Annotated in this window: 20 protein-coding genes and 1 riboswitch; of the genes, 9 read left to right on the top strand and 11 right to left on the bottom strand. The window is 52.0% G+C overall.

What is annotated here, in order from left to right; all coding sequences use genetic code 11:
- Positions 1-5: 5 nt before the first annotated feature.
- The 7 genes from ftsL to leuO form a co-directional block, all read right to left on the bottom strand.
- Entirely contained in the window at positions 6-371 is a 366-nt protein-coding gene (gene ftsL, locus OGX99_RS03440) for a cell division protein FtsL (RefSeq protein WP_151216736.1), read from the bottom strand.
- Complete coding sequence (gene rsmH, locus OGX99_RS03435; protein WP_042312345.1) at positions 368-1309, bottom strand: 16S rRNA (cytosine(1402)-N(4))-methyltransferase RsmH; 942 nt, start codon at positions 1307-1309, stop codon at positions 368-370. Before rsmH ends, ftsL begins: the two co-directional genes overlap by 4 nt.
- Position 1310: 1 nt before the next feature.
- The gene (gene mraZ, locus OGX99_RS03430) at positions 1311-1769 is read right to left on the bottom strand and encodes a division/cell wall cluster transcriptional repressor MraZ (RefSeq protein WP_005124560.1); all 459 of its coding nucleotides are present in this window, start codon (positions 1767-1769) and stop codon (positions 1311-1313) included.
- Between the two features lie 610 nt (positions 1770-2379).
- Positions 2380-3384, bottom strand: coding sequence for a catabolite repressor/activator (cra, locus tag OGX99_RS03425; protein ID WP_003018794.1), 1005 nt, complete (start codon positions 3382-3384; stop codon positions 2380-2382).
- 180 nt (positions 3385-3564) lie between these two features.
- The gene (gene ilvN / locus OGX99_RS03420) at positions 3565-4056 is read right to left on the bottom strand and encodes an acetolactate synthase small subunit (RefSeq protein WP_003829566.1); all 492 of its coding nucleotides are present in this window, start codon (positions 4054-4056) and stop codon (positions 3565-3567) included.
- 2 nt (positions 4057-4058) lie between these two features.
- Entirely contained in the window at positions 4059-5783 is a 1725-nt protein-coding gene (gene ilvI / locus OGX99_RS03415) for an acetolactate synthase 3 large subunit (RefSeq protein WP_286542685.1), read from the bottom strand.
- 318 nt (positions 5784-6101) lie between these two features.
- Positions 6102-7049 carry a transcriptional regulator LeuO gene (gene leuO / locus OGX99_RS03410; protein WP_151216734.1) on the bottom strand — a complete coding sequence of 316 codons (948 nt, stop codon included), beginning with the start codon at positions 7047-7049 and terminating at the stop codon, positions 6102-6104.
- Positions 7050-7637: 588 nt separating this feature from the next.
- Here leuO and leuL point away from each other — a divergent pair.
- From leuL to leuD, 5 genes are all read left to right on the top strand, one after another.
- The gene (gene leuL / locus OGX99_RS23770; protein ID WP_348772783.1) at positions 7638-7793 is read left to right on the top strand and encodes a leu operon leader peptide; all 156 of its coding nucleotides are present in this window, start codon (positions 7638-7640) and stop codon (positions 7791-7793) included.
- Between the two features lie 89 nt (positions 7794-7882).
- Entirely contained in the window at positions 7883-9454 is a 1572-nt protein-coding gene (leuA, locus tag OGX99_RS03400; RefSeq protein ID WP_048212702.1) for a 2-isopropylmalate synthase, read from the top strand.
- A complete protein-coding gene (gene leuB / locus OGX99_RS03395) occupies positions 9454-10545 on the top strand; it encodes a 3-isopropylmalate dehydrogenase (RefSeq protein WP_003845728.1) in 1092 nt (363 codons plus the stop codon). Before leuA ends, leuB begins: the two co-directional genes overlap by 1 nt.
- A 2-nt stretch (positions 10546-10547) precedes the next feature.
- The gene (leuC, locus tag OGX99_RS03390) at positions 10548-11948 is read left to right on the top strand and encodes a 3-isopropylmalate dehydratase large subunit (protein ID WP_151216733.1); all 1401 of its coding nucleotides are present in this window, start codon (positions 10548-10550) and stop codon (positions 11946-11948) included.
- A 10-nt stretch (positions 11949-11958) separates the two neighbouring features.
- On the top strand, positions 11959-12564 hold the full coding sequence (gene leuD / locus OGX99_RS03385) for a 3-isopropylmalate dehydratase small subunit (RefSeq protein WP_151216732.1): 606 nt from the start codon (positions 11959-11961) through the stop codon (positions 12562-12564).
- 42 nt (positions 12565-12606) lie between these two features.
- Here leuD and OGX99_RS03380 read toward each other — a convergent pair whose 3' ends face one another.
- Positions 12607-13785: a sugar efflux transporter gene (locus OGX99_RS03380; RefSeq protein ID WP_151216731.1), complete on the bottom strand. Its 1179-nt coding sequence runs from the start codon at positions 13783-13785 to the stop codon at positions 12607-12609.
- A 108-nt stretch (positions 13786-13893) separates the two neighbouring features.
- Positions 13894-14022 (bottom strand): glucose uptake inhibitor SgrT, encoded by a 129-nt coding sequence (gene sgrT / locus OGX99_RS03375; protein WP_003018817.1) that lies wholly within the window; start codon positions 14020-14022, stop codon positions 13894-13896.
- A 99-nt stretch (positions 14023-14121) separates the two neighbouring features.
- Here sgrT and sgrR point away from each other — a divergent pair, with 99 nt between their 5' ends.
- The 4 genes from sgrR (at position 14122) to thiQ (ending at position 19232) form a co-directional block, all read left to right on the top strand.
- On the top strand, positions 14122-15777 hold the full coding sequence (gene sgrR / locus OGX99_RS03370; RefSeq protein WP_286542682.1) for an HTH-type transcriptional regulator SgrR: 1656 nt from the start codon (positions 14122-14124) through the stop codon (positions 15775-15777).
- Between the two features lie 46 nt (positions 15778-15823).
- A riboswitch (TPP riboswitch) is annotated at positions 15824-15947 on the top strand.
- 30 nt (positions 15948-15977) lie between these two features.
- The gene (thiB, locus tag OGX99_RS03365; protein WP_151216729.1) at positions 15978-16961 is read left to right on the top strand and encodes a thiamine ABC transporter substrate binding subunit; all 984 of its coding nucleotides are present in this window, start codon (positions 15978-15980) and stop codon (positions 16959-16961) included.
- Positions 16937-18547: a thiamine/thiamine pyrophosphate ABC transporter permease ThiP gene (gene thiP, locus OGX99_RS03360; RefSeq protein ID WP_151216728.1), complete on the top strand. Its 1611-nt coding sequence runs from the start codon at positions 16937-16939 to the stop codon at positions 18545-18547. Before thiB ends, thiP begins: the two co-directional genes overlap by 25 nt.
- Complete coding sequence (gene thiQ, locus OGX99_RS03355; protein WP_278238265.1) at positions 18531-19232, top strand: thiamine ABC transporter ATP-binding protein ThiQ; 702 nt, start codon at positions 18531-18533, stop codon at positions 19230-19232. The genes thiP and thiQ overlap by 17 nt, the downstream gene beginning before the upstream one ends.
- A 57-nt stretch (positions 19233-19289) precedes the next feature.
- Here the strand turns inward: thiQ and OGX99_RS03350 are convergent, their stop codons facing one another.
- Together OGX99_RS03350 and araC are read right to left on the bottom strand one after the other, a co-directional pair.
- On the bottom strand, positions 19290-20057 hold the full coding sequence (locus OGX99_RS03350) for a DedA family protein (RefSeq protein ID WP_151224543.1): 768 nt from the start codon (positions 20055-20057) through the stop codon (positions 19290-19292).
- A gap of 119 nt (positions 20058-20176) precedes the next feature.
- The gene (araC, locus tag OGX99_RS03345) at positions 20177-21022 is read right to left on the bottom strand and encodes an arabinose operon transcriptional regulator AraC (RefSeq protein ID WP_151216725.1); all 846 of its coding nucleotides are present in this window, start codon (positions 21020-21022) and stop codon (positions 20177-20179) included.
- Positions 21023-21320 lie beyond the last annotated feature (298 nt).

Here is a 21320-nt window from a genome sequence, read left to right as displayed (position 1 = left end):
TATCCTTATTTTTGTACTACGATGTTTTCTTGTGAGGGATCAACATGCTGCATTTGCAGCTTTTCCGTTGCGATCCGTTCAACACGGCTATGATCACCGAGCGCATTCTCCTCAAGGATCAAGTTGCGCCATTCGATATCTAACGCATCTCGCTCCAGAACCAGTTGCTCACGCTGCGCGGTCAGTAACCGCGTATGGTGTGCTGTGGTCACGACGGTAACCGCCGTCAAAATAATGCAAATGAACAGGCAGAGTGGCAGCTTCCCATACCGCAAAAGATCGTCACCGATCACGCCAGGCAAGGCATGGCGCTCGTTGCTTCCTATCGATCCCTTAACTTTGCTGAGGGCTTCTGTCACTCTGCCGATCATGCGTTCGTCCTCTCTGCAATACGCAGAACTGAACTACGGGCACGAGGATTTTCAGCAACCTCTTCTTCGCCCGGCATCATCTTGCCTAGTGCTCTTAACTCACGGCCGCCCAGCTTTTTGATCTGCGCTTCGGTCATCGGTATTCCAGCCGGAACCTGAGGACCACGGCTTTGTTCACGCATAAAGCGTTTCACAATGCGATCTTCAAGCGAATGGAAACTGATTATCGAAAGGCGACCACCTGGTGCCAGCACGCTGAGCGAGCTTTTTAGCGCCTGCTCTATCTCCTCCAGTTCACTGTTCACCCAAATGCGCACCGCCTGGAAGGTACGGGTCGCGGGATGTTTGAATTTGTCTTTCACCGGCATTGCCGCCGCAATCACTTCCGCCAGCTCTTTGGTGCGGGTCATCGGTTCGATGCGATTGCGCTCTACGATGGCGCGAGCAATGCGTTTGCCGAAGCGTTCTTCGCCAAAGGTTTTAATCACCCAGGCAATGTCTGCTTCATCGGCGGTTTGCAGCCATTCAGCTGCTGACTGACCACGTGTTGGGTCCATACGCATATCTAATGGACCGTCACGCATAAATGAGAATCCGCGTTCCGCGTCATCAAGCTGCGGAGAAGAAACCCCAAGATCGAGAAGAATCCCGTCGATCTTACCGGTCAGTCCGCGTTCGGCGACATAGTCAGCCAGCGCAGAAAAAGGTCCATGTACTATGGAAAAACGGGGATCGGTAATCGTCTGTGCAACGGCAATCGCCTGTGGATCGCGATCGATAGCCAGTAAACGTCCTTCTTCGCCAAGCTGTGAGAGGATCAGACGTGAGTGACCGCCGCGACCAAATGTCCCGTCAATGTAGATGCCGTCTGGACGAATATTCAGGCCGTTTACGGCTTCATCCAACAACACCGTTGTATGTTTATAGTTTTCCATCATTTTATAGAGACAAATCCTGCAATCGTTCCGACAGCGCGCCGGTAACAGACTGCTCAGCGTCGATATCTTCCTTGACCTGTTGATACCAGGTCGTTTCATCCCACAGCTCAAACTTATTGAACTGCCCAACCAGCATCACTTCTTTCGTTAGCCCTGCGTGTTGCCGCAGAATGGGCGCTATCAATAATCGACCAGCGCTATCCATCTGACATTCGCTGGCATGACCCAGCAATAAGCGCTGTACGCGACGCTCAACTGGATTCATGCTCGACAGACGCGATAACTTCTGCTCGATAATTTCCCATTCAGGCAGGGGGTACAGCAGCAGGCACGGGTGATGGATGTCAATGGTACAAACCATTTGACCGGTAGCGCTCTCGAGCAGTTGATCCCGATAACGGGTAGGCACCGATAAGCGCCCTTTACTGTCGAGATTAACTAACGTTGCTCCCCGGAACATGCCAGTCTCACCCCCGATTACCACTTTATCCCACAAATTCCCACTTAAAGGAGTTTACGGAGCGGAGGAAAACCTTGTCAAGCAAGTCACGGCGCTTAGCGGAGCAAAAAACCCATTGTTTACGGCTAATATCTGCGTTGAGCAAATTCCGTACAGCAAACGAAGCAAATTAACGTCATGAATATTTGTAAGAAAAAAATCCAACAACTCATCATTGTTTAAAACAACTGAATATCATCAGAAGAAAATATAAAGTGTCAGTTTGCGACGCGAGCGGCATTTTAGGACAATATGCAGCGAGATAACAGTACCAGTTAATCAGTCTGTACACCGCACAGGAGTGAGGCAGGGGCGAGATTGTCGCAGTACGGCAGCGAAGTGTTTGTTAATTCGTCAATTCCATACAAGCATGTAACAAAATAATACAACCGTAACGCGCAGTTACGTATCAATAACCCGAAAATGGTTAGTTGCTTTTTTAATTCGCCATTATTTAAGATGAAATTAAGATAATTCTAAAGAATATTCTTAATTATAATGCGGTTATTTCTGATAATGGAAAATTTGATGACGCCAGAGATATCCTGCCGACGTCATCAATAGAGAGGACTTAGTTACGGCTGAGAATACCGCGACGGTACAGATTACGCCGTATACGCGTTAAACCTGGTTTTGGTTTACGTGGCTCGTCAAGGCTTGCCAATACAATCTCCAGCACGCGTTCTGCAACATCACGATGGCGCTGCGCCACCGCCAGTACCGGGCACTGCAGGAAGTCGAGCAGTTCGTGATCGCCAAACGTCGCAATCGCTAAATCAGACGGTAATTGACCATCGCGACGCAGGGTCACATCCATCACTCCCTGCAGCAGGGCAAACGACGTGGTAAACAGCGCCTGAGGCATGGGATGCGTTTCCAGCCATTTATCAAACAATTGCGCGGCCGCTTCCCGCTCGTAGCTGTTGGCATACAGGAAATGCACTTCACGCGGATCGTCCTTCCACGCGGTACGGAAACCCTGTTCGCGCAGGAAACTGACGGATAATTCAGGGAGCGCCCCCAGATAGAGCACGGTTTCAGCAGGGAATTTACGCAGTTCCTCCGCCAACATTTCCGCATCATCCTGGTCTGCGCCCACGACGCTGGTAAAGTGTTCGCGATCCAGCGCGCGGTCCAGCGCCACAATTGGGAATGAACTGTTCGCCCAACGCTGATAGAACGGATGTTCAGGCGGCAAGGAGGTCGACACGATAATGGCATCAACCTGGCGTTGTAAAAGATGCTCAATACAGCGCATTTCGTTATCCGGCTGATCTTCAGAGCAGGCAATCAGCAATTGATATCCGCGCTGACGCGCCTGACGCTCCAGATAGTTTGCGATCCGGGTATAGCTCGTGTTCTCGAGATCCGGGATCACAAGCCCAATAGAACGTGTGCGTCCAGCACGCAGCCCGGCCGCCACGGCATTAGGGTGGTAATTATGCTCGCGCACCACCGCCATGACTTTTTCAACCGTTTTGTCGCTTACGCGATATTGCTTTGCTTTACCGTTAATAACGTAGCTTGCAGTCGTTCGCGAAACGCCGGCCAACCGAGCGATTTCATCCAGTTTCACAATTGCCCCTTGCGTAAAATGTACAAACCATAACCTTTGAGATGGCATGGGTTAAATTTATTAACATCTAAGCGCAGAATAATGACTCCGGCAACCGCTTTTGTCTCTGGTTACCGCTGATTTCGCAAAAAAAAGCCCAACCTGAGTCGTTGGGCTTGCGAATTAAGAACCCGATCATGATTAGCGCATGATTTTATCGCCGCGGGAAAGCCCCACCACGCCGGAACGAGCGACTTCCACAATTTTAGCGACTTCACGCAGCGTTGCCAGAAACGCATCCAGCTTATCGCTGGTGCCCGCCAGTTGTACGGTGTAGATAGACGGCGTAACGTCGATAATTTGCCCGCGGAAAATCTCCGTGTTGCGTTTCACCTCTTCCCGGCCATAACCGCTGGCCTGAATTTTCACCAACATAATTTCTCGTTCAACGTGAGCACCCTGCCCCAGTTCGCTGACGCGCAAAACGTCCACCAGTTTGTGAAGCTGCTTTTCGATCTGCTCCAGGACTTTCTCATCTCCAACCGTCTGGATCGTCATCCGCGATAAGGTCGGATCGTCAGTCGGCGCGACGGTCAGGCTTTCAATGTTGTATCCACGCTGGGCGAAGAGGCCAATAACACGCGATAATGCACCCGACTCGTTTTCCAGCAATACTGATAATATCCGGCGCATAATCAGGTCCTCTCCGTTTTGCTTAACCACATTTCATCCATCCCGCCTCCACGAATCTGCATCGGGTAGACATGTTCACTACCGTCGACGGTAACATCGACAAACACCAGACGGTGGTTACGCACATGTTCCAGCGCTTCGCCCAGCTTGCTCTCCAGTTCATCAGGCCGATTAATCTGGATACCGATATGCCCATAAGCCTCAGCCAGGCGCACAAAATCGGGTAGCGACTGCATGTAAGATTGGGAATGACGCCCAGAATAGATCATGTCCTGCCACTGTTTGACCATGCCGAGATAACGGTTGTTAAGGTTGAGTACCAGCACAGGCAGCTCATATTGCAGCGCCGTCGACAGCTCCTGAATGTTCATCTGAATGCTGCCATCTCCGGTGACGCAGACCACCGTTTCATCCGGCAGCGCCATTTTCACGCCTAACGCCGCGGGCAAACCAAATCCCATGGTGCCGAGGCCGCCTGAGTTGATCCAGCGCCGCGGTTTATCAAACGGATAGTATAGTGCGGCAAACATCTGATGCTGGCCAACGTCAGAGGTCACATACGCATCCCCTTTCGTCAGGCGCCAGATGGTTTCGATCACCGCCTGCGGTTTAATACTTTCGCTTTGCGTGTCGTATTTCAGGCATTGACGGGCACGCCAGTGCTCGATGTGTTGCCACCAGTCACGGTTATCATCCAGCGGCTGCAGCGACTTCTCCTGCTCCAGCAGTTCAAGCATCTGATCCAACACCAGGCGAGCATCGCCCACAATCGGAATATCTGCCGTGACAGTTTTTGAAATAGAGGTCGGATCGATGTCGATATGCAGCACGGTCGCATTCGGGCAATATTTTGCCAGGTTATTGGTCGTGCGATCATCGAAGCGAACGCCGACGGCAAAGATCACATCGGAATGATGCATGGTCATATTGGCTTCGTAAGTACCATGCATACCCAACATGCCCAGCGCCTGGCGATGCGTTGCCGGGAACGCACCTAAGCCCATTAGCGAGGAGACAACTGGCAGATTAAGTGCTTCAGCCATCTGCCTCAGCTGTTCGTGGCAGGCAGCATTCACCGCCCCGCCTCCCACATACACAACCGGTTTCTTCGCTGCGACCAGCGTCTGCAAAGCCCGTTTTATCTGTCCTTTGTGCCCGGTCGTCGTCGGATTATACGAACGCATACTCACTGACTCTGGCCAGCTGTAAGGCAGTTTCTTCGCGGGATTCAGAATATCTTTCGGTAAATCCACCACCACAGGTCCCGGACGACCGCTTGCCGCCAGCCAGAAGGCTTTTTTTAGCACCTGCGGGATGTCTTCCGTTTGTTTAACCAGAAAGCTGTGCTTTACCACCGGACGGGATATGCCCACCATGTCACACTCCTGAAAGGCATCGTAACCAATCAGTGAAGTAGCGACCTGCCCGGAGAGGACCACCAACGGAATGGAATCCATATAGGCTGTTGCAATACCGGTGATCGCATTGGTTGCCCCCGGTCCGGAAGTGACTAAAACGACGCCCACCTCTCCCGTGGCACGCGCCAAACCATCAGCCATATGTACTGCGGCTTGCTCATGACGAACCAGCACATGATCAATACCGCCGACTGTATGCAACGCATCATAAATATCGAGGACGGCCCCCCCGGGATAACCGAATACCTGCTTCACACCCTGATCGATGAGCGATCGGACGACCATCTCGGCTCCAGACAACATCTCCATGGCTTGCCTCACTCTTATAATGAATAACGGTTTAACAACACATTAACCGCTGACGATGACGCATGGCAATTGACTCCGAAGGGGTGACACCGGAGTAAATAAGAATAAAATGAAGGAAAGAATCGAATATATGGAGAATTAAACCAGCATAAGCAATTGATATGATAAATAATCGCTTAAAAAGGGGGGCTTACAGCAATTAGTCTATTTTTTTACACTTTCAGGTAAGCGTAAAAACCAGAGTTCAGCATAAAATTTCAGATATAAATCGAAAAGCAGAATAAACCAGATGAGCTATCCAGTTTATTCTGCCAGTGGCTACTGTTTACAGACAGAGACTAACAGTTCTTCCATCCATTGATGCCCTTTATCGCGCCCCGCAGCTTCATGCCAGGAAAGATAACATGTGCGGCTGTTCAATTTTAAAGGTAAAGGCAATACCTGCAGCTCTAAAGAATCGGCAAATTCCTCTGCCAACCAACGTGGCGCTATAGAGACCAGATGCGTTTGCGATACAATATTAAGAACGCTAATTAATGCCATGCCCTGATAGGCCACGCAGGATTGTTTATCCGGGGTGTCGTACCACGGTTGACTGAATGAAGCGAAGCGATCGAGCGAAACCACGGCATGCTGTTCATTATAGAGATCGCTTTCCAGCAGCGGACCACTAATGCGCGGATGCTTTTTGCTCGCCACTAACACCATTTCGTCATTGAATAACGGAATACTGGTGAATTCCGGACGACGGAAGTCTTCATAGCTAATAACAAACTCAGTTTCCTGATAACGTAATTGATGTTCTGTATTCTGGTTGAGCGAAGATTTAAATACGACATTAATGTTTGGCGCGACTTGTTCAACCCGATTATAAATCATCGAAGTAAGGATATTATCTAACGGACTGCATACGCAAAGATTGAATACACGCTCGCTGCTGCCAGGTTCAAAGCCCGAACCTGGCAGTTCGTTCTGTACTAATTGCAACGCCTGGCGAACGGAACCAAATAGCTGGAAGGCCCTGGCAGTCGGCTGGATCCCGCGACCATAACGCACAAAAAGTTCATCGTTGAACATGACCTTCAGGCGCGCAACCGCATTACTGACTGCAGGTTGCGACATCCCCAACGAATGGGCAGCACGAGTAATGTTTTGTTCCTGCATCACCGCATCAAAGACGGTTAATAAATTTAGATCAACCATGCGAAGCTGTGGCTTCCCCATCTCTATAAGATTTGGTTTATCTATTATTTTTACTTCTGGCATATTTAACTCCACTGTCACTCTAAACTCCCTTTTAATCCCAGACGGAGTGAAGAAATAACCTCCGTTAATATGATTTACCATGCATATAAAATGAGAAAAAGAGAAAACATTAAAATTAGGAAAACATAAAGGCACAAATCTGAATGTGCAAAAAAACACTACAAACGCCGCGCGGAAGAAGTCATTGCGCGATGATTCATATGTTTAAATTTCAAAAGCAATATAACCATAAGCATGGCGAATAAACAATCATACGCTTCATGAATACGTATTTAAGTTTTAATTAAATGTTTATATTATTAATACATTAAAAGTTAACATTAATTTATCAATTTTGGGGTGGTACACTGGTCATACCCATTCATAGTTACTATAAAAATAGATAAATCATAAAGATATAAAATCCCAATCGGGATGATATCTCTAGTTCATCGTTACAATAAATGCAAATAAGTATGCTCAAATATGTCAAACCGTGAAAACTGTGTTCAGCCCTCAGTGAATTAATTTTATATACCCAGAAAAATTCAGCACAATTCGCTTAAGTTTTGTTGAAACTTTATCCCTTAAGCAGGGCATTTACGAGGCATGGGGTTGACATCAGACCTCATATCCAGTACCACTAAAAGCATATCGCATTCGCCTGGAGCCAGATTGATGACTTACATTGCTCGTTTTAACGGTCTACTACTACTAAACGCATCTTCATTGCGCGGTAGACTGGTGGACGACATTCAGCATTAAGTCAGCTCCAGTTAAGACAAAAACCCGCGCCGTTGCGCGGGTTTTTTTATGCTCGAAGCAAGGCGCCCTAAAGACCAAGGACCAAAACCATGAGCCAGCAAGTCATTATTTTCGATACCACCTTACGCGACGGTGAACAGGCGTTACAGGCGAGCCTGAGTGTAAAAGAAAAACTGCAGATTGCGCTGGCCCTCGAGCGTATGGGCGTTGACGTGATGGAAGTGGGTTTCCCGGTTTCTTCTCCAGGTGACTTTGAATCCGTACAAACCATCGCTCGTCAGGTTAAGAACAGTCGCGTGTGCGCCTTAGCCCGCTGCGTAGAAAAAGATATCGACGTTGCCGCGGAATCGCTGAAGGTCGCAGAAGCTTTTCGTATTCATACGTTTATCGCCACCTCACCGATGCATATCGCGACGAAATTACGCAGCACATTGGATGAAGTGATCGAACGAGCAATCTACATGGTTAAGCGTGCGCGTAATTATACGGATGACGTGGAGTTCTCATGTGAAGATGCGGGACGTACTCCTATCGCCGATCTGGCCCGCGTGGTAGAAGCCGCGATTAACGCAGGTGCAAAAACCATCAATATCCCCGATACCGTCGGTTACACCATGCCATTTGAGTTTGGCGGAATTATTTCCGGCCTGTATGAGCGCGTACCGAATATCGATAAAGCCATTATCTCCGTGCACACCCATGATGATTTAGGTCTGGGCGTTGGCAACGCACTGGCAGCCGTTCACGCAGGTGCTCGCCAGGTGGAAGGCGCAATGAACGGTATCGGCGAACGCGCCGGTAACTGCTCACTGGAAGAGGTGATCATGGCAATCAAAGTACGCAAAGATATTTTGAACGTACAGACCCGCATTAATCACCAGGAAATCTGGCGTACCAGTCAGTTAGTCAGCCAAATCTGCAACATGCCTATCCCGGCCAACAAAGCGATTGTTGGTAGCGGCGCGTTTGCCCACTCTTCTGGTATCCATCAGGATGGTGTGCTGAAAAATCGTGAAAACTACGAAATCATGACCCCTGAATCCATCGGCCTGAACCAGGTACAGTTGAACCTGACCTCTCGTTCCGGACGCGCTGCGGTAAAACACCGTATGGACGAGATGGGATATAAAGAAAATGAATACAACCTGGACAACCTGTACGACGCTTTCCTGAAACTGGCGGATAAAAAAGGTCAGGTATTTGATTACGACCTGGAAGCGCTGGCCTTTATTAACAAACAGCAAGAAGAGCCAGAGCATTTCCGTCTGGATTACTTCAGCGTGCAGTCCGGCTCAAATGACATCGCCACCGCCTCCGTCAAACTGGCCTGCGGTGAAGAAGTTAAAGCCGAAGCGGCGAACGGTAACGGTCCAGTCGATGCCATCTATCAGGCCATCAACCGTGTCACCGAATATAACATCGAACTGGTGAAATACAGTCTGACCGCCAAAGGGCACGGTAAAGATGCGCTGGGTCAGGTGGATATCGTTGCCAACTATAACGGTCGTCGCTTCCATGGCGTCGGTCTGGCAACGGATATCGTCGAATCTTCCGCAAAAGCGATGGTTCATGTGCTGAACAACATCTGGCGCGCTGAAGAAGTCGAAAAAGAATTGCAACGCAAAGCTCAGAACAACGAGAACAACAAGGAAACCGTGTGATGTCGAAGAATTATCATATTGCTGTTTTGCCGGGTGACGGTATTGGCCCGGAAGTGATGGCGCAAGCCTTGAAGGTACTGGACGCAATCCGCAACCGTTTTAACATGCGCATTACCACCAGCCACTACGACGTGGGTGGTGCGGCCATTGATAACCACGGCCAGCCGCTGCCGCCTGCGACGGTTGAAGGCTGTGAGCAAGCTGACGCCATTTTGTTTGGCTCCGTTGGCGGCCCGAAATGGGAAAACCTGCCGCCAAACCAGCAACCTGAACGCGGCGCGCTGCTGCCATTGCGTAAGCACTTTAAATTATTCAGCAACCTGCGTCCGGCTAAGCTGTACCAGGGACTGGAAGCATTTTGCCCTCTGCGTGCAGATATTGCCGCCAACGGTTTCGACATCCTGTGCGTGCGCGAACTGACCGGCGGGATCTACTTCGGTCAGCCAAAAGGTCGCGAAGGCAGCGGACAGCATGAAAAAGCGTTTGATACCGAGGTTTATCACCGTTTCGAGATCGAACGTATTGCGCGTATCGCGTTTGAATCCGCTCGCCAGCGTCGCCGTAAAGTCACGTCGATTGATAAAGCAAACGTACTGCAAACATCGATTCTGTGGCGCGAAATCGTCAATGAAATTGCGAATGAATATCCGGACGTTGAACTGGCGCATATGTACATCGACAACGCGACAATGCAGTTGATCAAAGATCCCTCGCAGTTCGACGTGCTGCTGTGTTCCAACCTGTTTGGCGATATTCTGTCTGACGAGTGCGCCATGATCACCGGTTCAATGGGCATGTTACCGTCCGCCAGCCTGAATGATCAGGGTTTTGGCCTGTACGAGCCCGCTGGCGGCTCCGCCCCGGACATCGCCGGAAAAAACATTGCCAACCCGATCGCGCAAATCCTGTCACTGGCGCTGCTGCTGCGCTACAGCCTGGACGCCAATGATGCGGCAACCGCAATTGAGAGCGCCATCAACCGCGCATTAGAAGAAGGCATTCGCACCGGTGACTTAGCCCGTGGCGCTGCCGCAGTCGGTACCGATGAAATGGGTGACATTATTGCCCGTTATGTCGCAGAAGGGGTGTAATCATGGCCAAAACGTTATACGAAAAATTGTTTGATGCGCACGTCGTCTATGAGGCGCAAAACGAAACCCCGCTGTTGTATATCGACAGACATCTGGTGCATGAAGTGACCTCTCCGCAGGCATTTGATGGGCTGCGCGCGCATGGACGTCAAGTTCGCCAGCCAGGTAAAACCTTTGCCACCATGGACCACAACGTCTCCACACAGACCAAAGACATTAACGCCTCCGGCGAAATGGCGCGTATTCAGATGCAGGAATTGATCAAAAACTGCAATGAATTTGGTGTCGAATTGTACGATCTGAACCATCCGTATCAGGGGATCGTCCATGTAATGGGGCCTGAACAAGGCGTGACGTTGCCGGGAATGACCATCGTCTGCGGCGATTCCCACACCGCTACACACGGCGCGTTTGGCGCGTTGGCCTTTGGTATTGGCACCTCTGAAGTTGAACACGTGCTGGCGACGCAAACCCTGAAACAAGGGCGCGCTAAAACCATGAAGATTGAAGTCAATGGCAAAGCAGCCCCAGGCATTACTGCCAAAGATATCGTGCTGGCGATTATCGGTAAAACCGGTAGCGCAGGCGGTACTGGACACGTGGTTGAGTTTTGTGGCGAAGCCATCCGCGCGTTGAGTATGGAAGGCCGAATGACCCTGTGTAACATGGCCATTGAAATGGGTGCCAAAGCGGGTCTGGTCGCACCGGATGAAACCACCTTTAACTATGTGCAAGGGCGTTTACACGCTCCGAAGGGCGAAGATTTTACCCACGCGGTTGAGTACTGGAACACACTGAAAACCGACGACAACGCAACCTTTGATACCGTCGTCACCCTGCAGGCAGAAGAGATTGCGCCGCAGGTTACCTGGGGAACGAATCCGGGTCAGGTCATCTCAGTGAACGATAATATTCCCGACCCGGCGTCATTTGCCGATCCGGTAGAGCGCGCATCGGCTGAGAAAGCGTTGGCTTACATGGGATTAAAACCGGGCATTCCCTTAACAGAAGTCGCTATTGATAAAGTGTTCATCGGTTCCTGCACCAACTCGCGTATTGAAGATTTACGCGCAGCGGCAGAAATCGCCAAAGGGCGCAAAGTCGCGCCGGGCGTACAGGCGCTGGTAGTGCCGGGTTCTGGTCCGGTGAAAGCGCAGGCGGAAGCGGAGGGTCTGGACAAGATCTTCATCGAAGCTGGGTTTGAATGGCGTTTACCGGGCTGCTCGATGTGTCTGGCGATGAACAATGACCGCCTGAACCCAGGCGAGCGCTGTGCCTCCACCAGCAACCGCAACTTTGAAGGCCGTCAGGGCCGCGGTGGTCGCACACACTTAGTCAGCCCGGCCATGGCCGCCGCTGCCGCCGTTACTGGTCATTTTGCCGACATTCGCAGCATCAAATAAGGAAACTACCATGGCAGAGAAATTTACCCAGCATACCGGCCTGGTTGTCCCACTGGATGCCGCCAACGTTGATACCGACGCTATTATTCCCAAACAGTTTTTGCAGAAGGTTACTCGCACCGGTTTTGGCGCTCATCTGTTCAACGACTGGCGTTTTCTGGACGAAAAAGGCCAACAACCTAATCCTGACTTCGTGCTGAACTTCCCGGAATATAAAGGTGCGTCAATTCTGCTCGCGCGGGAAAACTTTGGCTGCGGCTCATCTCGCGAACATGCGCCGTGGGCGCTGACCGATTATGGCTTTAAAGTGGTGATCGCCCCAAGCTTCGCCGACATCTTCTACGGCAACAGCTTCAATAACCAACTGCTGCCGGTCACCCTGAGCGATGCGCAGGTTGATGAACTGTTCGATCTGGTAAAAGCCAATCCGGGGATTAAATTTGAAGTGGATCTCCAGGCGCAGGAAGTGAAAGCGGGCGAGAAGTCCTATCGCTTTAAAATCGACGACTTCCGCCGTCATTGCATGCTGAATGGTCTCGACAGCATCGGGCTGACGCTGCAGCATGAAGCGGCCATCACTGAGTACGAAGACAAGCAGCCGGCGTTTATGCGCTAGACCTTGTTATGCCGGATGCGCATATTGCATCCGGCAACGTCATTACACGTCCTTCACCCGCCCGGTCATCATCAGCGTGACCATAGAAATCGCCGCAATCACCCAATAAACGGCAAAATGCCCGTAACTTTGCGCAACAGCACCCTGAATCACCCCCGCGAGGATGACGCCGGTCGAAATACTGTTGGTAAATAATGTGGTCGCTGAACCCGCACGTCCGGGCATTAGATCCTGAAACCACAGCATACCTATCCCGGCAATAATGCCGATGAAGATCGCGTTAAACAGTTGCAGCACCAGCAGTGCTATCCGGCTATGAAAGAAGATCAGCCCAAGGTAAAACAGCACACCTGCCGCGACGGCAGCGATCATCATTCGCCGTTTACCAAAGCGCTTCACGTAGTAGCCCGCCAGAATCATCGCCGGAATTTCCAGCCCGGCCGCCGTCCCCATCAGGATCCCGGCCAGCTTGTCCGGCAAACCCAGCTCAAGGCTTATCCACAGCGGCATATCGATGATGTACATGGTGTTGCAGGTCCACATCAGCGTGGAGGCAACAAATAGCATACGCACATTTTTGTCCTGCCAACCGCCGGTCTGTTCCAACGGCACGTCAACGGGCTGCTCCACCCGAGCGACAGACGGCAGAATCAGCGCAATCAGCACCAGGCTAATGGCAAAAATCCCTGCGGCAATAGAAAACATTGCCGTGAAGCCGTAATTCAGCGCCAGCATGAAGGCCAGCGGCGGTCCGATCACCCAGGCCAGCGAAAGCTGCGCACGCATCACCGAACTAAACATCACTACTTCACGCGCGGAGTTATCCGCATATTCCCTCGCCAACGCAAACAACTGCGGCATGGCTGTATTCGCCAGCGAGGCCAACAGCACACCACAGGTGATCAACGTGAGATAATGGCGATTGAAGGCAAACAGCAGCGCGTTGCCAATCGCCATCAGGCAGCAGAACATGATCAGCTTACGCCGATCGCCCTGGCTGTCGGATCGTTTCGCGAGGCCAAGGCTGACGACGATCCCGACAATCGCATTGACGGTATAAAACAGCCCGACCCAAAATGGCTGCACTCCGACTTCACGGCTCAGGAACAGACTCAGAGTGGGTGCCTGCAATGCCCCCGCCACGCCCATCATAAAAGCGACCAGCATAAATGCCGCGTAAACGCCGTTGAGGCGCCGTCCCATGGTCATAATCCAGAGCATATCTTTCCTTTTAAGCGCAGCTGAAACGAAAAAAGCCAGCAGATAATACCTGCTGGCGCGGCGATTAACACCAATACTCAGTCACACATGATGTCTGCAATTTCCAATTCAGGAGTCAGATGTCATCTCCCACTGCATCAGCTCTTCGAGCATCTTTAAGCGCTGCGGTGCGCTCAGGCAAGCCAACCAGGACGATTTTTCTGTCGTGGTAAAGTACTTCAACCAGAACTGACGCATAGATGACCCCTTCGTTGTCTCATCGCTTCATCGGAATCTATTATTGGCTTAATATAGGGATTATAAAATTGCTGAGTTTTCCGCAGGAGTTCCCCTTTTATGTCTTCTGGTCGTTTGCAACAACAGTTCATCCGTCTGTGGCAATGCTGTGACGGCAAAACGCAAGACACGACGCTGAACGAGCTGGCGGAACTGCTAAGCTGCTCGCGCCGCCATATGCGTACGCTGCTTAATACCATGCAAGATCGCGGCTGGTTAACGTGGGAAGCTGAAGTTGGACGAGGTAAACGCTCGCGACTGACATTCCTCTATACCGGGCTGGCGCTCCAGCAGCAGCGCGCGGAAGACCTACTGGAACAGGATCGCATCGATCAACTGGTGCAACTGGTCGGTGACAAAACGGCCGTACGGCAAATGCTGGTCTCCCATCTGGGTCGCAGCTTTCGCCAGGGTCGGCATATCATGCGCGTTCTCTATTATCGCCCCATGCACAACCTGCTGCCCGGCACGGCATTACGCCGCTCCGAAACCCATATCGCCCGGCAAATCTTCAGCGCCTTAATTCGGGTAAATGAGGAAAATGGGGAACTGGAAGCGGACATTGCCCATCACTGGCAGCAAATTTCACCTTTACACTGGCGATTCTTCCTGCGTCCGGGGATCCATTTTCATCATGGCCGCGAACTGGAAATGGCAGATGTTATCGCCTCACTGATGCGCATTAACAGCCTGCCGCTGTACTCACACATCACGCAGATCGTCTCTCCCACGGCCTGGACGCTGGATATCCATCTGGCCCAGCCAGACCGCTGGCTTCCCTGGCTATTGGGGCAGGTCCCCGCCATGATCCTGCCGCGAGAATGGGAAACGCTAAACAACTTCTCCAGTCACCCGATTGGTACCGGTCCGTATGCGGTAATACGAAACACCAATAACCAACTGAAAATTCATGCATTTGATGATTACTTTGGCTACCGGGCCCTGATCGACGAAGTTAACGTTTGGGTATTACCTGACATCGGCGAAGAGCCAGGCGGCGGTTTGACGCTACAAGGTCCCACAGAGGATGAAAAGGAGATCGAAAGCCGCCTCGAAGAAGGTTGCTACTACCTGCTGTTTGATTCGCGTAGCCACCGTGGAGCTAACCAGGAGGTCCGCGAATGGGTAAGCCGCATTCTCTCGCCGGCCAATTTAATCTGCCACGCCGACGAACAGTACCAGCGACTGTGGTTTCCCGCGTATGGTTTACTCCCCCGCTGGCATCACGCAAAACCCGGCCATGGTGAAAAACCAGCCGGGCTGGAAACGCTGACGATCACCTACTATCGCGATCACATCGAACACCGGAATATCGCGCAGATCATGAAAACACTGCTGGCGGAACATCAGGTACAGTTAAATATTCAGGAGATCGACTACGATCAATGGCATGCAGGAGAAATCGTCAGCGATATCTGGCTCAACAGCGCCAACTTTACCCTACCGCTCGACTTCTCACTGTTCGCCCATTTGTGCGAAGTCCCGTTACTGCAAAACTGTATCTCGCGTGACTGGGAAAACGATGCGGCCCGCTGGCGAACGGGCGAAATGAACCTGGCTGCATGGTGCCAACAGCTGCTCGCCACAAAGGCCATTGTGCCGTTAATCCACCACTGGCTGATCATTCAGGGGCAGCGCAGTATGCGCGGACTGCGTATGAATACTCTCGGCTGGTTTGATTTTAAATCGGCGTGGTTTGCGCCACCGGATCCGTAGATCCGGCTCTTAATTGCCGCATAGCAACAAAATCATTACACTAACGCCGTTCTCAACGGGGTGCTAAATAAAAACATACACAAAATCATTCGATCTGCGTATGGGCTGAGAGATACCCGTCGAACCTGATCCGGATAATGCCGGCGAAGGGATTTGAGGCTTATCTCAAGTCCTTTGCCACCCAACTCTTGAGGTGCAAAGTGTTTAAAAAATGTCTTCCGCTTTTACTGCTGTGCGCAGCGCCTGTCTTCGCCAAACCTGTACTGACCGTCTATACCTACGACTCGTTCGCTGCTGACTGGGGGCCGGGTCCGACAATCAAAAAAGCGTTTGAAGCTGACTGCAACTGTGAATTGAAACTGGTCGCGCTGGAAGATGGCGTTTCGCTGCTTAACCGCCTGCGCATGGAAGGAAAAAACAGCAAAGCCGACGTTGTGCTGGGCCTGGATAACAATCTTCTGGAAGCCGCTACACAAACTAACCTGTTCGCCAAAAGTGGCGTAGCAAGTGACGCCGTTAACGTGCCCGGTGGCTGGAAAAACGATACCTTCGTTCCGTTTGACTACGGTTATTTCGCCTTCGTTTATGATAAAAACAAGCTGACGAATCCGCCTAAAAGCCTGAAGGAACTGGTTGAAAGCGACCAAAAATGGCGCGTCATTTATCAGGATCCGCGTACCAGCACGCCGGGGCTGGGTCTGCTGCTATGGATGCAGAAAGTCTATGGCGATAAAGCGCCAGAGGCCTGGCAGAAACTGGCGGCAAAAACCGTCACCGTCACCAAGGGCTGGAGTGAAGCCTACGGCCTGTTCCTGAAAGGTGAAAGCGATCTGGTACTCAGCTATACCACCTCTCCGGCTTATCACATCATCGCCGAGAAAAAAGACAACTACGCCGCCGCTAACTTTAGCGAAGGCCATTATTTGCAGGTGGAAGTCGCCGCGCGTACTGCGGCCAGCAAGCAGCCGGAACTGGCCGAGAAGTTCCTCAAGTTTATGGTGTCTACGGCATTCCAGAATGCGATTCCAACCGGCAACTGGATGTATCCGGTGACGCAGGTCGCCCTACCGTCAGGATTTGAGCAATTGGAAAAACCAGCCACTGCGCTCGAATTTACCCCGCAGCAGGTTGCGGCTCAACGTCAGGCATGGATTAGCGAATGGCAACGCGCCGTCAGCCGTTAATTCCCGGCTGGCTGGTTCCAGGGCTTACCGCCGCCACGCTGATGGTGACCGTGGCCCTGGCCGCGTTTCTGGCGCTGTGGTTTAACGCCCCGCAGGGAGAGTGGTCCTCGCTGTGGCAAGATGACTACCTGTGGCATGTGGTGCGCTTTTCTTTCTGGCAGGCTTTTCTATCCGCTGTGTTGTCGGTTATCCCGGCGATTTTCCTTGCCCGGGCGCTCTATCGTCGCCGTTTTCCAGGACGTCTGGCGCTGCTGCGCCTGTGCGCCATGACGTTAATCCTGCCGGTGCTGGTCGCGGTATTCGGTATTCTTAGCGTCTATGGTCGTCAGGGCTGGTTGGCCTCGCTCTGGCATGCCTTAGGGCTGGAATGGACCTTTTCGCCTTACGGTTTGCAGGGCATTCTGCTGGCGCACGTCTTTTTCAATCTGCCGATGGCCAGCCGTCTGCTGTTGCAGTCGCTGGAGAATATTCCCGGCGAACAGCGACAGTTAGCCGCTCAACTCGGGATGCGCGGCTGGCATTTCTTCCGTTTTGTTGAATGGCCGTGGCTTCGTCGGCAAATCCTTCCCGTCGCAGCGCTCATCTTTATGCTGTGCTTCGCCAGCTTCGCCACCGTTCTGTCGCTGGGCGGCGGGCCACAGGCCACCACTATCGAACTGGCTATCTATCAGGCGCTGAATTTTGATTACGATCCTGCCCGCGCCGCCATGCTGGCGTTGATCCAGATGCTGTGTTGTTTAGCGCTGGTGCTACTCAGCCAACGCCTGAGCCGTGCTATTGCGCCGGGCACCACACTGGTTCAGGGCTGGCGCGATCCAGACGATCGTTTGCACAGCCGTCTGGCCGACTCGCTGCTGATTATTCTGGCCCTGCTGCTGTTGCTACCGCCGCTGCTGGCGGTGATTGTCGATGGTCTTAACCGTCAGGTACTGGATGTGCTTACGCAGCCAGCACTATGGCAGGCGTTGGGAACCTCACTGCGCATCGCGCTGGCGGCAGGTGCGTTGTGCGTCATACTCACCATGATGCTGTTATGGAGTAGTCGTGAACTGCGTGCCCGCCAACAGATGCTGGCAGGACAAATGCTGGAGCTGAGCGGCATGATGATCCTCGCTATGCCAGGCATCGTGCTGGCAACCGGCTTCTTTCTGCTGCTCAATAATACTGTTGGGCTCCCCGAATCCGCTGACGGCATTGTCATTTTTACCAATGCACTCATGGCGATCCCCTACGCATTGAAGGTGCTGGAAAACCCAATGCGTGACGTGACCGCGCGTTACAGTATGTTGTGCCAGTCGTTAGGAATCGAGGGATGGTCGCGCCTGAAAATGGTTGAACTTCGCGCCCTGAAGCGCCCGCTGGCGCAGGCGATGGCATTTGCCTGTGTGCTGTCGATTGGTGATTTTGGCGTAGTGGCGTTATTTGGCAACGAGGATTTCCGCACCCTGCCGTTTTATTTATATCAGCAGATTGGATCTTATCGCAGTCAGGATGGCGCGGTGACGGCGTTATTGCTGCTGATCCTGTGCTTTACACTGTTTACTGTTATTGAGAAATTGCCGGGGCGAAATGTTAAAACTGATTGATATCACATGGCTTTATCACCATTTGCCAATGCGCTTTACGTTGTCAATCGCGCGCGGTGAGCAGGTAGCGATACTCGGGCCAAGCGGCGCCGGGAAAAGCACGCTGCTGAATTTGATAGCCGGCTTTCTCACGCCAGCCAGCGGCACCATGATGATTGCAGGTGAAGATCACACCACCACACCGCCCTCTCTTCGCCCCGTTTCGATGCTGTTTCAGGAAAACAACCTGTTCAGTCATCTGAACGTGCAGCAAAATATCGGCCTGGGCCTTAATCCTGGATTGAAGCTGAACGCATCGCAACGGGAGAAAATGCACTTCATCGCCCGGCAAATGGGAATTGACTCACTGCTGGAGCGACTGCCCGGAGAGCTTTCCGGCGGGCAACGACAGCGCGTGGCGCTGGCGCGTTGTCTGGTACGCGAACAACCCATTTTGCTGCTTGATGAACCTTTTTCTGCACTAGACCCTGCGCTGCGCCAGGAGATGTTAACGCTGGTGGCCGAGGTCTGTCGCGAGAAGCAACTGACGTTACTGATGGTTTCCCACAGCGTAGAAGATGCGGCGCGCATTGCGACACGTTCGATAGTGGTCGCCGACGGGCACATCGCCTGGCAGGGCGATACGGACGATCTGTTAAGCGGCAACGCTAGCGCCTCGGCGCTATTGGGCATTAAAACCGGATGACAAGTTGGCAGATTTCCCAGGCCGGATAAGCATTAGCGCCATCCGGCAAAAGATTCGTCAGTAACCCACGACTTTACGCAGAATATCGATATACACCGGCATCAGTGGATGTCGCAGCAACGCCACCAACGCAACCACGCCGATGCCGAGCGTCAACGGCGCCAGATACAACAAACGGCTGCGGGGGAAATACGCGGTTAAGCGATCGACAGCCGCTTTGCCGCTGCGCCACAATCGCCAGCAAAACCAACCGCCTACCCACAGCAGCAGCGCCGTCGCCAGCAGCAACCATTTGAAATCCCCGCTCTGCATATCAGCAGGAATATCGATTGCTGCCCCCGCCAGGATACCCGGCAGAAAATAGAACGGTGGCCACAACACACAGCCGATGATATTGGGCACAATAAATTTCGCGACAGGCAGATCCAGCATGCCCGCCACCATCGGCACCAAAGGCCGCGTCGGGCCAACAAAGCGCCCCACCAGGATGGTAAACATGCTGTGCTGATGCAGCGCGTGCTCGGTTTTATCCAGCAACGCCTTGTTCTTTTTCATGAACGACCAACGGTGCAGCGGCTTTTTAAAACGCCAGCCCAGCCAGAAGGAGATCCAGTCTCCCAATAAGCAACCAATGATGCCCACAAGCCAGGCATGCCAGAAGTTCAGTTCGCCACTACCAATCAGCGCCCCCAGCCCCGCCATCATCACGGTACCGGGCAGAATCAGGCCAACCAGCGCCAGAGACTCCAGAAAGGCCACCAAAAGTACGGCGATCAGAGAGTACAGGGCGGACTGGAGAATAAAGTGTTCCAGCAATGCTTGCATAATGTGTCCGTCAGATTTACGAAGCAGGGATTCTGCTAACCCTTCTCAACTTCGTCAAGCCATCAATTGTCTGAATAGATTGCGAGTTATGACAACTTTCAGGACACATCATTCACTTTTTATTCACATCCAGCGCGAAACTCGCTCGGACTGGCGCCGGTACATTTTTTGAAAACGCGCGAGAAATAGAGTTGGTCGTCGAAGCCAACATTGCGACCCACCGTAGCAATGGGCATACGCGTCGTACTTAACAATAGCTTGGCCTGGCTGATACGCTGATCCTCGCGCCAGCTTAATACGCTGATGCCCAACTGTTGGCGGAACAGATGCGACAAACGGGAAGGCGACAGGCAGACGTGTTGTGCGACGCTGGCAATATCAAAATTACTGTCCGCCAGGTGATCGCTGATGTACTGGCAGGCATCGCGCACGCGGTTGTCCATAGGTGGGTGCAGCGATTCATTAATGGCTTCCATACGTCGCAGTAATAACTGCTCCAGTAAATTAATCGCCAGCAGCTCGGAATAGCGGCCTTCTCCCTGCCCCGCGTTGATTATCTGCCCAAACAGTTCGTTAAAATGCGGCTGATGCGCTTCGTCCGGACGAAAAAAGCCAGTCTGGGCGAAAATGGCCGGCCAGGTCAGCCACTCCTGCCAGTAGGCGCGCGGGCGAAAGTAAACCCACTGGTGATACCACTCACTGGCGTTGGGGTGTCGTCCATAGTGGTGAATTTCTCCAGGAGGAAACAGCAAAATATCCCCGGGACGGCAGACAAACTGCTGACCCTGATTATTGATAACCCCTTCGCCACGGATGGTAAGATTGAGGATATAGCCCTTCATACCCAACGGCCTGTCGATAAAAAAATCCAGGTATCCGTTCGCCTCAATGGGGGTTAATCCAGCCACCAAATGCGCGTTAAACGAATAGCCCGGCAGCAGGGGATCGTTTTGCGTTTCAGCCATAATTTCAATACTCCCTATGTTCTGCTAAGAAACAATTTGTCCATATTACGCCAGACATCATCACCATCGCCCCTGCGGGCCGCTGTGTCTGCGGTAATGGACCATCAACCCCGCTTGTGAAAAGCACTTTGTGAAAAAATATGTACCAAGCCAACGTCAAAACCGGCTAACAAAAGTGTCTATAACTACGGCAGAAATGTCCACATTGATTATTTGCACGGCGTCACACTTTGTGATGCCACAGCATTTTAATCCATAAGATTAGCGGATCCTGCCTGACGGTTTTTATCCCTTGTCA

The sequence above is a fragment of the Citrobacter sp. Cu096 genome (genome assembly GCF_030332285.1).
Classification (GTDB): Bacteria; Pseudomonadota; Gammaproteobacteria; order Enterobacterales; family Enterobacteriaceae; genus Citrobacter; species Citrobacter meridianamericanus.
Note: the sequence above shows the minus strand (reverse complement) of the source record. Positions and strands in the feature narration are given on the sequence as shown.

Excerpts from the sequence above, each read along its gene's own strand:
- ftsL (WP_151216736.1), bottom strand. The coding sequence starts at position 371 with ATGATCGGCAGAGTGACAGAAGCCCTCAGCAAAGTTAAGGGATCGATA.
- rsmH (WP_042312345.1), bottom strand. The coding sequence starts at position 1,309 with ATGATGGAAAACTATAAACATACAACGGTGTTGTTGGATGAAGCCGTA.
- mraZ (WP_005124560.1), bottom strand. The coding sequence starts at position 1,769 with ATGTTCCGGGGAGCAACGTTAGTTAATCTCGACAGTAAAGGGCGCTTA.
- ilvN (WP_003829566.1), bottom strand. The coding sequence starts at position 4,056 with ATGCGCCGGATATTATCAGTATTGCTGGAAAACGAGTCGGGTGCATTA.
- ilvI (WP_286542685.1), bottom strand. The coding sequence starts at position 5,783 with ATGGAGATGTTGTCTGGAGCCGAGATGGTCGTCCGATCGCTCATCGAT.
- leuO (WP_151216734.1), bottom strand. The coding sequence starts at position 7,049 with ATGCCAGAAGTAAAAATAATAGATAAACCAAATCTTATAGAGATGGGG.
- leuL (WP_348772783.1), top strand. The coding sequence starts at position 7,638 with ATGGGGTTGACATCAGACCTCATATCCAGTACCACTAAAAGCATATCG.
- leuA (WP_048212702.1), top strand. The coding sequence starts at position 7,883 with ATGAGCCAGCAAGTCATTATTTTCGATACCACCTTACGCGACGGTGAA.
- leuB (WP_003845728.1), top strand. The coding sequence starts at position 9,454 with ATGTCGAAGAATTATCATATTGCTGTTTTGCCGGGTGACGGTATTGGC.
- leuC (WP_151216733.1), top strand. The coding sequence starts at position 10,548 with ATGGCCAAAACGTTATACGAAAAATTGTTTGATGCGCACGTCGTCTAT.
- leuD (WP_151216732.1), top strand. The coding sequence starts at position 11,959 with ATGGCAGAGAAATTTACCCAGCATACCGGCCTGGTTGTCCCACTGGAT.
- OGX99_RS03380 (WP_151216731.1), bottom strand. The coding sequence starts at position 13,785 with ATGCTCTGGATTATGACCATGGGACGGCGCCTCAACGGCGTTTACGCG.
- sgrT (WP_003018817.1), bottom strand. The coding sequence starts at position 14,022 with ATGCGTCAGTTCTGGTTGAAGTACTTTACCACGACAGAAAAATCGTCC.
- sgrR (WP_286542682.1), top strand. The coding sequence starts at position 14,122 with ATGTCTTCTGGTCGTTTGCAACAACAGTTCATCCGTCTGTGGCAATGC.
- thiP (WP_151216728.1), top strand. The coding sequence starts at position 16,937 with ATGGCAACGCGCCGTCAGCCGTTAATTCCCGGCTGGCTGGTTCCAGGG.
- thiQ (WP_278238265.1), top strand. The coding sequence starts at position 18,531 with ATGTTAAAACTGATTGATATCACATGGCTTTATCACCATTTGCCAATG.
- OGX99_RS03350 (WP_151224543.1), bottom strand. The coding sequence starts at position 20,057 with ATGCAAGCATTGCTGGAACACTTTATTCTCCAGTCCGCCCTGTACTCT.
- araC (WP_151216725.1), bottom strand. The coding sequence starts at position 21,022 with ATGGCTGAAACGCAAAACGATCCCCTGCTGCCGGGCTATTCGTTTAAC.